The following is a 12,205-nucleotide window of genomic DNA, read 5'->3' as shown; positions in this document are numbered from 1 at the left end:
CGGGTCAGACCGTCGTCGGGGCGGTCGCGGGGCGCTCGTGCTCGAGCGCGACGTTGCGGGTCTCGTGCAGCAGCGACACGCAGACCAGGGAGATCACGCCGATCAGCGAGAGCATCACGCCGATCGCGATCGAGCCGTACGCCGCGGCCAGACCGGGCGCGACCAGCGGCGGGATCGCCCCGCCGAGGACGCCGGCGAGGTTGTAGCCGAGCCCGGCGCCGGTGTAGCGGTGCCGGGCCGAGAACAGCTCGGGCAGGTAGGAGCCCGCCGGGCCGTAGGCGACCGCGAAGATCACCAAGGTCCCGCAGAGGCCGATCGCGAACGCGGTGGCACTGCCGGTGTCGAGCAGCGGGAACAGCGCCAGCGCCCAGACGATCCCGGCGACGCAGGACGTCCGGATGACCGCGCGACGCCCGAACCGGTCCGACAGCATCCCGGCGGCGACGATCGCGAGCCCGAACACGACGGCCGCGGCGATGCCGATGCCCAGCACCACCGGGCGGTCCAGGGCCGCACCCTGCGGGTTCGTGCCGTAGGCGGTCAGGTAGGCCGTGCCCATGTAGAAGAACGCGAACAGCATCGACAGTGCACCGGCCGACAGCAGGACCTCACGCGGCTGCGCCCGGACGGCCTCCAGGAAGGGCAGCCGCTTCGAGCGGTCGAGCGCGGCCGCCTCCGCAGCCGCGCGCCGCCGGGCCTCGGCGAACGCGGGGGTCTCCTCGATCGAGAGCCGCACCCACAGCCCGACGCCGACGAGCAGGATCGACAGCAGGAACGGGATCCGCCAGCCGTAGGTCAGGAACGCGTCGTCGGTGTCACCCATGACCAGACCGGTGACCAGGAAGGTGCCCGAGGACAGCGCGAACGCGATGGCCGGGCCGAGCTGGGGGAACACCCCGTACAGGCCGCGCTTCTCCTTCGGCGCGTACTCCGCGGTCAGCAGGGTCGCACCCGCCCACTCGCCGCCGACGGCGAAGCCCTGGCAGAACCGCAGGAAGACCAGGATCAGCGGGGCCGCGACGCCGATCGTCTCCGCGCCCGGGAGCAGTCCGATCAGGACGGTCGCGATGCCCATCAGCAGGAGCGTCGAGATCAGGGTCTTCTTCCGGCCGATCCGGTCGCCGTAGTGACCGAACACGATCGCGCCGACCGGGCGGGCGAAGAACGCCACCGCGAACGTCGCGAAGGAGGCGACGGTGCCCGCGGTGGAGCCCAGGGCCGGGAAGAAGACCTTCGGGAACACCAGCGCCGCGGCCGTCCCGTAGATGAAGAAGTCGTAGAACTCGATGGTGGTGCCCGCGCAGCTGGCCGCGGCCACCCTTCTCAGGGGGACCGGTGCGGGGGTGGTGGTCATGCGTGGCTCCTCGTCGAGCGCGGCCTGGTGGAAGCACCGAGACTCGCCGCAGCGGACCACCACCCGCTACCAACCGAAGTCAGTGTTCGGATCCACGGATCGGGCCCCACGGCCCGGTCGACGTGCCTGCCGCCGTGCGGTCGCCGGTGCGGCAGGCACAGCTGATCTGCCCCGGCACTCGGGCAGGTGACAGGCTGGAACCGACCGGGCCGATTGACGTGCCGGGGCGTGTCTGGCACAACAACCCCGCCGGACATGACTCGTTGCACGTGACGAGGTCGTCCGGAGCCGGCGACGACGCCGCCAGGACGGGGAGGAGCACTCGTGCAGGACGACGACGCAGTCGCGCGGGCCCTGGACCGGGTCATGCCCCGGCGTCTGCACGAACTCAGCGCGACGACCGGCCTGCCCGTCGTCTTCGGAGGGACCACCCGGACGGTGGGCGACGAACAGCAGCTCTCGATCAACCAGCTGATCGGCACCTTCGGCGACTCGCTGCGGCTGCTCAGCGTCCTGACCGGACGCGGACTCGGCGGTGCCGCGATGGCCCGCCGGATCCCGTGCCGGGTGAGCGACTACGCCTCGACCCCCGGGATCACCCACGACTACGACCACGTCGTCGTGGAGCACGAGCGGCTCGCGTCGATCCTGGCGTACCCGATCGTCGTCCGCGGCGCGGTCCGCGGGGTGATGTACGGGGCGATGCGCGAGCACCGGCCGATCGGCGACGTCGCGGTCCGCAACGCCGGCATCGTGGCCGCCACCATCGCCCGGGACGCCACGACCCTGCTCGACCAGCACGCTCCCCCGGCCGTTGCGTTCCCGGCCGCGGCGGACGCCGGGAGCCGGACCGACGCACTGCTCGAGCTCGCTGCGCTGATCGAGAGCACCGGTGACCCGGAGCTGCGCGAGCGGCTGCGCCGGATCCACGCCGGCCTCGCCGGGGTGCGCCCGACCGCGGGCCGGACGGTCGGGGAGACGCCCGCCCTCTCCCCGCGGGAGATCGAGGCGCTGCGGCACGTCGCGGTGGGCGCGACCAACGCCGAGATCGCCGCGCAGCTCGGGATCACCGTGGGAACGGTCAAGGCCTACCTGCACAGCGCGATGCGCAAGCTCGACACCCAGAACCGGGCGCGGGCGGTCATCGCGGCCCGCGCGGCGGGCCTGATCTGACCCGCGGCACGCGGCCGGTTCCGTGACCGTTCGTGGCCGGTGGTTCCGCCGCGCTGCCACCGCAGCGGGTCCTCCCCCGGCGCGGCGTGGCCCCACCGGACGGACGCCGGGGATCCCGACAACGTGCCGCCACCGGTCCCCCGGGGGACTGCCGTCGCCGTGGCCCGCTGGGTCCGCCGCCGGACCGGGGTGAACCCCTCGCGCCCCGCGCACGAATCCAGGGGTGGAGGTGAGGCGGATGCTCCTGACCCGCGACGAGTCACGGGCCCTGGAACTGCTCGACGCGCGCGAGGTGGACGTCGACCTGCTGCGCCCGGCGGTGGCCCGGCACCTGCTCGCCCTCGGCCTGATCGACGCCGACGGGAGCGTCACCGCGGCCGGTGCGGCCGCCGTCGAGGAGGTCTACGCGACGCGGTTCGCCGACGGCGTCGCCGAGATGAAGGCCCGCATCCGGCACCACGGGCTCGGCCGCCCCGGGGGCTGAGCTCCGCCGCACACGCTCCGCTGCCCGGGGTCCGGAACACGTCACCCGCGGTGATATCCGGGCCCCGGGGCATTCTTTCCCGCATTTCTCCGAACCTCCGCGCTCCGGCCGTCGAATACAGGAGCAGAGGTCGCCGGGAATCGCCCGTCGGTCGGTGTGATCCGAGGAGAACCACCATGGCGAATTCCGTACGACGTGTGATCGGTCTGGCCACGATCGGCCTGGTCACCGCCGCGACGACCGCGCTGGGCGCCGGGGTCGCCTCCGCGCAGGAGACCCCTCCCCCGGTCGCGATGATCTCCAACCTGACCGGCAAGAGCACCTCGGTCGCGCTGGACAAGGGCTTCACCGACGCGCTGACCTCGCTCGACGTCACCCCCGGCCCGTTCGGGTCCGCCTCGATCACGGACGGCTCCGCGTCGTTCCCGATCACCGGTGGCAACGTGACCGTCTACAAGCCGGACGAGGTCCTGCCCTACGTGCAGGGCAGGATCGAGCACATGGGCAGCGGGCTCACCCTCACCAAGGGTGGCACCGAGGTCACGCTCGACAACTTCGTGATCGACCCGGGCGACCCCGCCGTGCTGACCGGCCGGGTCCGCGCGGGCGGCCAGACCGTCGCCGAGTCGACCACCCTGTTCGATCTCAACGGCTCGACCCTGAAGCCCATCACGATCGACCAGTCGGCGGGCACCGCGACGCTGACCGGCACGACCGTCACCCTGAACGCCGGGGCCGCCGAGGCCCTGAACGGCGCCTTCGAGACCGACGCCCTCAAGGGCGGCACCACCATCGGCATCGCGACGATCGTCGTCAACACGACGAGCGGGACCATGCCGATGCCGCAGGGTGGCGTCGAGACCGGTGGTGGCAGCACCTCCGGCACCGACACGGCGCTGGTCGTGACCGGTGTCGCGCTGCTCGCCGGCTCCGCGCTGGTGCTCGTCGTCCGCCGGCGCGGCGTCCGCGGGCACTGATCCACTCCGGGTGTGCCGTCCGCACAGGCGGGCGGCACACCCGGCTCCGGTCGTGGTGGACCACCACGACCGCTTCCCCGATCGGCACCAGGACCGGAGCACCCGATGACCGCACCACACCCGACCCGCGTCCGGCGGCCGCTCGCTCCGCTGGGCGCGCTGCTGCTGGCCGTCGCGGGTGTGGTCGTACTGGTGTCGGCGCTGACCGCGGGCGGTCCCCCGGAGCCGGTGGCCGCGGCCGCCGGCCCGGTGGGACCGGCCGTGGTGGGCACCGCGCCCGCGGGGGCCCGGCCGGTGGGGGAGGTGCTCCCGCCCTCCCCGCCCCGGTCGATCTCGATCCCGTCGATCGGGGTCGAGTCGGTCGTCGACCAGTCCGGTCTCGCGCCGGACGGCACCCTCGAGGTTCCGGCCCCGGGCCCCGGCTACGACCGGGCGTCCTGGTACCGCGGGTCGTCGGCACCGGGCTTCCGCGGCCCGTCGGTCATCCTCGGCCACGTCGACTCGGCCGCCGAGGGACCGTCGGTGTTCTACGACCTCGGCCGGATGCGTCCGGGCGAGGACGTCACCGTGACACGGGCCGACGGAATCGCTGCGACGTTCCGCGTCGACGAGGTCCGATCATTTCCCAAGAACGAATTCCCGACCGAGTCCGTCTACGGCGACGTCGACCGGGCGGAACTGCGCCTGATCACCTGTGGCGGATCTTTCGACTCGAGCGCACGAAGTTATCGGGACAACACCGTGGTGTTCGCCCATCTCGTCGGCAGCAACCGCGGCTGATCACGACGGTCGGTCCGCGGCCGGCGCCGTGACGCCCTCTCCGACGGCCGGGTCGTCTCCTACGCCCGGCGCACCACATCCGAGGTGCCCGTCCGCCACCCCGTCGGAGGCGCCGTGCCGCCCCCCGCCACCGACCGGCTCCCGGTCGTCGACCTGTCCCGCTTCCGCGCCGGTCCGGATGAGCGGGCGGCCTTCCTCGCGGAACTGCGTCGCGCCGCGCGCGAAGTCGGGTTCTTCTCCGTCACCGGTCACGGCGTCCCCGACGACGTCCTGACCGGTACGGACGCGCTCGCCCGCCGCTTCTTCTCGCGCGCTACGGGGAGAACGCGCTGACCGGCTGGCTGCGCTCGCACCCCCGGGTCGCGCAGCGGCACTGGTCCGACGTGCCGGCGCGACGCGTCTGACCCGGCGCCGCCGTGGGACGCACCGTCACCCGGCCCCCTCGGCGACCGCGCGCCGCAGTCCGCCCCCGATGCGCTCCATCGTGGCGCCGTAGGCCTCGGGGAGGTCGACGTCGAGCCGGTCGGCGAGCACGAACAGCCACCACAGGCACTCGGCGAGCTTGTGCCGCAGCTCGGCGTCGGTGTCCCCGTCGATGTCCCAGGTGCGCTCGGCCGCGAGCACCAGCCGTCCGACGTAGGCGGCGTCGTGGGTGAACCCGAGCGCCAGCTCCGGGAGGGTCCAGGTGCGCCCCAGCAGCCGGCCCTCGAGCTGCTCGTAGAGCGCGCGCACCTCGCGGGCGCGGCTGCGTGCGTCGGCCAGCCCGTCGTCGGCCGGCCCGGTGTCGTCGGTCATGGTCACGCCCCTCGTCTCGTGTGACCACGACGCTAGGTCCGGTTCCGGACCGCTCCTGTCCGGAACCGGCGACGGTGGCCCGCGTCACGGGTTGTGCTGCAGCGCCAGCAGCTCCTCCAGCCGGGCCACGACGTGCTCGCGGACCTCGTCGGGTCCGAGTACCCGGAACGGAACCCCGAGCCGGAGCAGGAACTCCGCGATCCACCGTGCGTCGAGGCCGCCGACCGTGCTCAGGGTCCGGTCCGGGCCGTCGGCGCGGTGCCGCGCGATGGTCGCCGGGAGCAGTGCTCGGGTCTCGTCGAGGGAGCGGTGGATCTCGACCTCGGCGTAGGTCGTGTAGGGCGTGGTGGTGATCGCCTCCTCGACCAGCGCCGTCGCGTCGACCTCCCTGCGGCGCGGGTCCGCCGGGCCGGTGACGGCGACGGCCGCGACGCGGTCGACCCGGAACACCCGCCAGTCCCGGCGGTCGAGATCCCAGGCGACGAGGTACCACCGGTGGGCGGTGCGGACGACCTGCTCCGGCTCCACCGCGCGGGTGCTCTCCGCCCCGTGGCGGTCGCGGTAGCGGAACCGGACCCGGTCGCGGGTCCGGGAGGCGCCGGCGAGCGCGGTCAGGGTCTCCGGGTCCACCTCGCCATGGGCGTCCGGCCGCACCCCGGCCTCGGCGATCGCGAGGTCGAACCGGCCCAGTGCCTCGGCGGCCCGGGACGGCAGGGACCGGCGCAGCTTGAGCAGGGCCGCCGGCGCCGCGCGTCCCTCGCTGTCGGGGTGGCTCCACGCGAGCCGCCGCAGCGCGATCGCGGTGGCCAGCGCCTCGTCGTCGTCGAGGCTCAGCGGGGGCGTCCGTGAACCGGCGACGAGCCGGTACCCGCCGAACGGTCCGGTCGACGTCTCGACGCCGTACCCGAGCTCACGCAGCTTGACGACGTCGCGGCGGACGGTCCGCTCGTGCACGCCCAGCCGGTCCGCCAGCTCGGCACCCGACCACTCCGGGCGCGTCGACAGGACCGTGAGGAGCTGGAGGAGCCGGTGCGAGGCGCTGAGCACCGTCGCAGGATAGGTCCGGGTTCCGGACGGGAACGGTCCACAACCGCTTCTACCGTCAGCGGTACCGCGACTCCCCACCGGAAGGACCCCGATGACCACCGACGCCGTGCCCACGACCCCGCACCTGGCCGCCGCCGACGAGCCGGAGCTGGTCGTGGCGCCCGCCACGACCTTCGTCTCGCTGCGCGGCAGCGGGCGCCCCGGCACCGAGGCGTTCTACCGGGCGAAGCGGACCGTGCGCACGGTGGAGCGCGCGCTGCCTCCCGCCCGGCGGGTGCCCGGCGCCGGTGACGTCGTGGAGATCCTCTACCGGTACCCCGAGGGCTCGGCCCCGGTCGGGATCGCGGACTTCTACTGGGTCAACCCGGTCGACGACCTGGAGTACCGGGTGCTCGCACAGGTCGACCCGGCGACGACCGACGAGGAGCTCGCCGCCGCGGCGGACGGGGCGGACGTCGAGCTGCACACGCTGCCCGGACGCCTGGTCGTACAGGTCCTGCACCGCGGCCCGTTCGCCGACGAGCGGCGGACCCTCGCCGACCTGGGCTCGCTCGCCGCGGGCCACGGATTGCGCCGGGTCGGCGACCACCACGAGATCCACCTCGACCCGTTCACCGCGAGCACGCCGCAGGACCACCTGCGGACGATCCTGCGCGACCCCGTGGGCCGGTGAGGGTCCGATGTCCCGCAGGGCCACGTTCTCGGTGTCGTGCCCGGTCGTGCCCGGTCGCGCCGCGGGCGTGGCGGAGCAGCCCGGTACACGGCGGGGGCGCTGCCCGCGGCCATCACCCCGGGCCTCGACGGATCATGCGGCCCGCGGGACACGGCGGTAGCGTTCGCACCACGGTCTCCCGACCGTACGAGAAGCGCATCCGCCGCCCCTGACCCCGGCGACGTTCCGACGGTGATGGGGCAGGCGTGGGTCACGAAGGCGACAGGCGGACTCCGGCGGAGCTGCGACGGGATCCCGACGGTGTGGTCCCCGGCGCGCCGGAGCTCGCAGGGCTGCTGCGCGGGATCCGCCGCGGGGATCTGGACGCGCTGCGCCGGTTGTACGACGCCACCGGGGCGCTGGTCTTCGGGATGCTGTTCACCGCGTTGCAGGACCAGGACCGGGCCGCGGAGGCGACGGAGCGCTGCTTCCTGTGGGTGTGGCGCACGGCGCCGTCGGTCGACTCCGGCCACCCCTGCGCGCTCACGTTCCTGTGGCGCGCGGTGCGACGGGAGCTGGCGGACCCGCCGCCGGAGCCCTGATCGTGATCGCGGCCGGGGGCCTGCTCCAGCGGTCCCGCGCCGTCGTGTTCCCACTGAGCGTGACGGTGCTCGGCCAGGACGCGGAAAGCCTGCACGGGTGAGGCGGTGGGATCCTCGGTCAGGACCTGGATGCCGAGGTGATCAGCGCCGGCGGTGAGATGGTCGTCGACCCGAGCGTTGATCATCTCCGGGGAACCGTGAGCGACCAGGGCGTCGATGAGTGCGTCTCTGCCCGACCCGTCGATATCGGCGTCGGTGAACCCGCGCCGCAGCAGGTTGTCGGTGTAGTTGCGCAGGCCGAGGTAGGGGTTCTGCACCGCAGGCCGGCCCGTCCTCCGCCCCCGATCGGCGTCCTGGCTCAGTACGACCTTGTGTTCGGGAGCCAGGAAGGCGTTGGCGCCCGGCATTTACCGGGCAGGGCGGGTGTGTGCGGGGACGATGATCGCGCTCTCGGTAGCGGCGACCATCTGCTCGATCAGGACCAGGTCACCGTCCGGGGCCGCCCCGATTCCCACCCAGATCGTCCGATATCCCAGGCCTCGAGTCGAGGCGCGTAGTCGATACGAGGGGCATCACCCGGTGCAGGGTTGAGTCATGCCCCACGGGTGCCGAATCGGTCGTGCACGTCAGTGGTCTCCTGTCATGCCGACGAGGCGGCGGTACCGAAGATCGGCCAACAGATCTCGGTGGCGGTGAACCGGGCCGGATCTGTGGGAGTGCCGCCGAAGTAGTGTTCGCGAATGGGCCCCTGACTGCTGATCAGATGCTCGTTGACATAGATCCCCAGGGCCGCGTAACTGCGGTCGATGCCATCGTGGCCGCCCGGATGGAGGAGCACCGCGAACTCGGTCCTGGGGAGGACCTCGGCCCGGACACCAGCCGGCGGATCGACCGATGGTGGTGCGGGGACGAACAGGGTTGCGCGGCCCTGCTGTTCGAGGAACAGCGCTCTCTCGTAGAGGCCGCCCGGCACCACCGCGTCGGGCGCGCCTGCGGCCGTGGCGACAGCCCGGTGCAGTGTCCGCAATGCGGCTGCGAACCAGTCGTCGATCTCGGAGACGTCGATGGTGGCGCTGACGGACCACACGGCGAGCGCCGGCTCGTGGCGCAACGTGACGTCGGCGGGAGGGCTCGCCGGGGCGAGCAGTTCACGCAACGCCCCCACGGTCTCACGGGTCTGCGCGAGCGCAGCCTCCATCTGCTCGAGATGGGTGGTGATGATCTCGGTGCGGGCCCCGGCGTCATCGGTGCTCAGGAGCGCCTTGATGTCGGGGATGGACATGCCCAGGGAGCGGAACCGGCGGATGATGTGCGCATGGTCGACCTGGCCGGTGTCGTAGAAGCGGTAGCCGGTTCCGGGGTCGATTTGGGCCGGTTCGAGAATGCCGATGTCGTGATAGTGGCGTAGTGCCTTACGGCTCAGACCGGTCATCAGCGCGAAGTCACCGATCGAGACCTGGGCCCCCATGGCGTCCTCCTCCACGTCGCGTCGCCTGTCGGACGAGGCGATCCTGGAGCCTCCCCCCAGGGCAAGGTCAACATCGCGGGATGCTCGCGACCTCGGGTTGACCTTCCCCTCACGGGAAGCTCCACCGTGGGGCCATGTCCACAGCAGAATGGGAAGCAGTCCCGGAAACCGTGAAGACGTTCATGACCGCACTCGACTCCCGGGAGTTCGATCGGGCGCTCGCCACCTTCACCTCCGATGCCGTGGTGACCGATGACGGGCGCGACCACGCGGGCACCGAGGAGATCGAGGCCTGGCTGGCGACCGCGGTCACCGGGTACACCTACACCGCCGAGTTCACCGGTGCGTCCACGACCGACGGAGGCGTCGACGTCGGGCAGCATCTGGAGGGCGACTTCCCGGGCGGGGTCGTCGATCTGAACTACCGTTTCACCCTCGATGGTGCAGTGATCAGTCGGCTGGTGATCGAGCCGTGACGCGGCGATGGTTCATCACCGGTGGCACGCCCGGCAACTTCGGGATGGCCTTCGCCGAGGCGGCGCTCGACACCGGTGACCGCGTGGCGGTGACCTCCCGCCGCCCGCAGGAGCTGGCGACGTGGGCGGACCAGTACGGTGACCGCGTTCTCGTCGTGCCGCTGGAACTGACCGACGCGACGCAGGTGCAGCGCGCGGTACGAGCAGCCGAGGAGCACTTCGGCGGTATCGACGTGCTGGTCAACAACGCCGGCCGGGGCTGGTACGGATCCATCGAGGCGATGGACGAGTCCGCGATGCGGTCGATGTTCGAGCTGAACTTCTTCGCCGTGATCTCCGTGACCCGCGCAGTGCTGCCGGGGATGCGCGCCCGCGGCGACGGGTGGATCGTCAACGTGTCCTCGGTGGCCGGGCTCGTCTCGGCGCCCGGATTCGGCTACTACAGCGCGACGAAGTTCGCCGTCGAAGCCGTCACCGACGCGCTGCGCGACGAGGTCGCCGCACAGGGCATCTCCGTGTTGACCGTCGAACCGGGAGCGTTCCGCACCAACGCCTACGCCGGATTCGCCGACGACGCCGTCGAGGAGGCGATCCCGGTGTACCACGAGATGCTGGAGCAGGTCCGGGCCGTCTTCGTCGGGATGGACGGTGTGCAGCCCGGCGACCCGCACCGCGGTGCCCGTGCGGTGATCACGGCGATGTCCCAGGATCCGCCGCCCCGCCGGCTGGTCCTGGGCAACAGCGGATACGACGCCGTGACCGATGCGCTGGAGAAGGACCTGGCCGACCTGCGGGTGAACGAAGACCTGTCCCGCAGCGCGGATTTCCCCGCCTAGCCGTGCTCCCCGAGAGGCTGCCCGGGACCGGTGGGTGTGGCTGCCTGACGACGACGGCATCCCCCGCTCCGGTGGTGACGGGGAGGGGGAAGCCGCCTTCCGACCGGCAGAGGATCTCGAGAGCCGGCCCTCCGGATCTCACGACACGCTCAGGCTGTCGCGCGGGTCCCGACTCCGGCCAGCAGCGTCGCGACGTCGTCGTCGTTCCCGGCGGCCGACGCCCGATCGAGGCAGCGCCGCGCGTCGGCGTCCGAGGTCTCCGGCGGCACGACGAGCAGGCACAGCCGGCCGTGCACCCCGAACACGTCGACGACGTCGGGCGGGGTGCTGGCGAAGCCGCCGAGGCGGATCAGGTGCCCGTCGGTCGTCGTCCGGCGCGGCACCGACGACCAGGTCCGCAGGCTGTACCCGACCCGGGTCACCGGGCCGAGCCGGTCGCCGACCCCCGCGCCGAGCTCACGCAGCTCGTCGACCAGGACGCGCGAGCGCGGCCACCACGCCCCGTCGACCTCCCCGACCGGCCTCGGGTCCTCCTTCAGCGCGACACGCGCCGCGGACGGGCGCGGCGGGGCGGCGGGGCGGGTGGGTGACGGGGTACGGGAATCGCTCACGGTGTGGCTCCGTTCGGCCGCCGCGGGCCGGCGGGCGGCGCCCTGCAGGGCGGCCGTCCGGCGGGACACGGGCGTGGTCACGGCGGAGCAGGACGCGTCGCCGTGTGGACCCGGGAACCCCGGCGGATCCTCCGGTTCGTGCGTGCCCCGGACTGCGGGGCGTCCGGCTGTCCAGCAGCACAGGGCCGTGGCATCGACGGTACGCCGATCGGGCCGGCCGCGCGGGTCCGTCGCCACGCCCCCGGGCCGAGGTCGTCACCGGGGCTCCCCGCGGGGCGGGCGGGTGTCAACGATCCTCGCGGGGCGGGGCGCCGGCTGGCTACGCTCGGCCCGTGGATACCGGCGCCGGGGTCGAGGCGGCCGCGCGGCGGGTGCGGCACGCCCGGCACGTCGGTGACGTGGGCGCCCACGTCCGCCCGGTCGTCGCGGAGTCCTGGCAGCGGTCGGTCGACCTGGGCGTCGACCTCGCCCGGTCCGCGACCTACGTCGGCCACGAACCCGGGCCCGCCGCGGTCGCCGAGGCCGAGGAGGTGTTCGACCGCTTCCTCGACGGCGCCGCCCGCCTGGACTGCGCGGTGCTGCTCGTCGACGGTGACGGGATCGTCCGCGTCCGCCGCGACGCCTGCCCGGACCTCGCCGCGCTGCTCGACGCCGTCCTCGTCGCACCGGGCTTCCGGATCGCCGAGCAGGACGTGGCGACGACGGCGTCCGCGCTCGTGCGGGTCACCGGTCGCGCCGCCCGGGTCGACGGTCCCGAGCACCTGCACCCCGACCTCGCCTGCCTCACCGAGGCCGCCGCGCCGGTACCGTCCGACACCGACGCGGCACCGCAGACGGTGGTGGTCGTGGCGCACCTGTCGGCGCCGGGCGGCGCGTCGGCGTTGCGCGCTGCCGTCGCCGCCGAGCTGGCCCGCCAGGTCGGCGAGCGCGTCCGGGACCGCGAGCACCGG

The 12,205-nt window shown here is 73.2% G+C and carries 14 protein-coding genes and 1 pseudogene; 10 read left to right on the top strand and 5 right to left on the bottom strand.

Annotated features, from left to right (window positions below):
* Window positions 1-4 precede the first annotated feature (4 nt).
* Window positions 5-1,354, bottom strand: a complete 1,350-nt coding sequence (locus tag GTW08_RS07035; RefSeq protein ID WP_073577535.1) for an MFS transporter — start codon at window positions 1,352-1,354, stop codon at window positions 5-7.
* Window positions 1,355-1,678: 324 nt separating this feature from the next.
* Here GTW08_RS07035 and GTW08_RS32895 point away from each other — a divergent pair, with 324 nt between their 5' ends.
* The 5 genes from GTW08_RS32895 (at window position 1,679) to GTW08_RS07010 (ending at window position 5,101) form a co-directional block, all read left to right on the top strand.
* Window positions 1,679-2,527, top strand: a complete 849-nt coding sequence (locus tag GTW08_RS32895; protein WP_083658980.1) for a helix-turn-helix transcriptional regulator — start codon at window positions 1,679-1,681, stop codon at window positions 2,525-2,527.
* A gap of 238 nt (window positions 2,528-2,765) precedes the next feature.
* Complete coding sequence (locus GTW08_RS07025) at window positions 2,766-3,011, top strand: hypothetical protein (protein ID WP_073577534.1); 246 nt, start codon at window positions 2,766-2,768, stop codon at window positions 3,009-3,011.
* Between the two features lie 176 nt (window positions 3,012-3,187).
* Window positions 3,188-3,988: a hypothetical protein gene (locus GTW08_RS07020; protein ID WP_073577533.1), complete on the top strand. Its 801-nt coding sequence runs from the start codon at window positions 3,188-3,190 to the stop codon at window positions 3,986-3,988.
* Window positions 3,989-4,093: 105 nt separating this feature from the next.
* Window positions 4,094-4,768 (top strand): class F sortase, encoded by a 675-nt coding sequence (locus GTW08_RS07015; RefSeq protein WP_073577532.1) that lies wholly within the window; start codon window positions 4,094-4,096, stop codon window positions 4,766-4,768.
* A gap of 114 nt (window positions 4,769-4,882) precedes the next feature.
* Window positions 4,883-5,101 carry a 2-oxoglutarate and iron-dependent oxygenase domain-containing protein gene (locus tag GTW08_RS07010; protein ID WP_083658979.1) on the top strand — a complete coding sequence of 73 codons (219 nt, stop codon included), beginning with the start codon at window positions 4,883-4,885 and terminating at the stop codon, window positions 5,099-5,101.
* 96 nt (window positions 5,102-5,197) lie between these two features.
* Here GTW08_RS07010 and GTW08_RS07005 read toward each other — a convergent pair whose 3' ends face one another.
* Both GTW08_RS07005 and GTW08_RS07000 read right to left on the bottom strand, forming a co-directional pair.
* Window positions 5,198-5,563 (bottom strand): hypothetical protein, encoded by a 366-nt coding sequence (locus tag GTW08_RS07005; protein ID WP_073577771.1) that lies wholly within the window; start codon window positions 5,561-5,563, stop codon window positions 5,198-5,200.
* A gap of 84 nt (window positions 5,564-5,647) precedes the next feature.
* Entirely contained in the window at window positions 5,648-6,610 is a 963-nt protein-coding gene (locus GTW08_RS07000) for a helix-turn-helix transcriptional regulator (RefSeq protein WP_073577531.1), read from the bottom strand.
* A gap of 91 nt (window positions 6,611-6,701) precedes the next feature.
* Here GTW08_RS07000 and GTW08_RS06995 point away from each other — a divergent pair, with 91 nt between their 5' ends.
* Both GTW08_RS06995 and GTW08_RS06990 read left to right on the top strand, forming a co-directional pair.
* Window positions 6,702-7,283 (top strand): GyrI-like domain-containing protein, encoded by a 582-nt coding sequence (locus GTW08_RS06995; protein ID WP_073577530.1) that lies wholly within the window; start codon window positions 6,702-6,704, stop codon window positions 7,281-7,283.
* 302 nt (window positions 7,284-7,585) lie between these two features.
* Entirely contained in the window at window positions 7,586-7,864 is a 279-nt protein-coding gene (locus tag GTW08_RS06990; RefSeq protein WP_073577529.1) for a hypothetical protein, read from the top strand.
* Between the two features lie 640 nt (window positions 7,865-8,504).
* On the opposite strand, the gene GTW08_RS06985 is transcribed toward GTW08_RS06990, so the two are convergent.
* On the bottom strand, window positions 8,505-9,347 hold the full coding sequence (locus GTW08_RS06985) for a MerR family transcriptional regulator (RefSeq protein WP_346009869.1): 843 nt from the start codon (window positions 9,345-9,347) through the stop codon (window positions 8,505-8,507).
* Between the two features lie 119 nt (window positions 9,348-9,466).
* On the opposite strand from GTW08_RS06985, the gene GTW08_RS32890 reads away from it, so the two are divergent.
* A complete protein-coding gene (locus GTW08_RS32890; RefSeq protein ID WP_304580194.1) occupies window positions 9,467-9,808 on the top strand; it encodes a nuclear transport factor 2 family protein in 342 nt (113 codons plus the stop codon).
* On the top strand, window positions 9,805-10,644 hold the full coding sequence (locus tag GTW08_RS06975; protein WP_073577528.1) for an SDR family NAD(P)-dependent oxidoreductase: 840 nt from the start codon (window positions 9,805-9,807) through the stop codon (window positions 10,642-10,644). The genes GTW08_RS32890 and GTW08_RS06975 overlap by 4 nt, the downstream gene beginning before the upstream one ends.
* Window positions 10,645-10,793: 149 nt before the next feature.
* On the opposite strand, the gene GTW08_RS06970 is transcribed toward GTW08_RS06975, so the two are convergent.
* Window positions 10,794-11,255, bottom strand: a complete 462-nt coding sequence (locus tag GTW08_RS06970) for a DUF5994 family protein (protein WP_139282966.1) — start codon at window positions 11,253-11,255, stop codon at window positions 10,794-10,796.
* A gap of 332 nt (window positions 11,256-11,587) precedes the next feature.
* Here GTW08_RS06970 and GTW08_RS06965 point away from each other — a divergent pair.
* Window positions 11,588-12,205: pseudogene (locus tag GTW08_RS06965) on the top strand (hypothetical protein); the annotation flags it as partial.

This window comes from Pseudonocardia sp. SID8383, from assembly GCF_009864975.1.
GTDB classification, from domain to species: domain Bacteria; phylum Actinomycetota; class Actinomycetes; order Mycobacteriales; family Pseudonocardiaceae; genus Pseudonocardia; species Pseudonocardia alni.
Note: the sequence above shows the minus strand (reverse complement) of the source record. Positions and strands in the feature narration are given on the sequence as shown.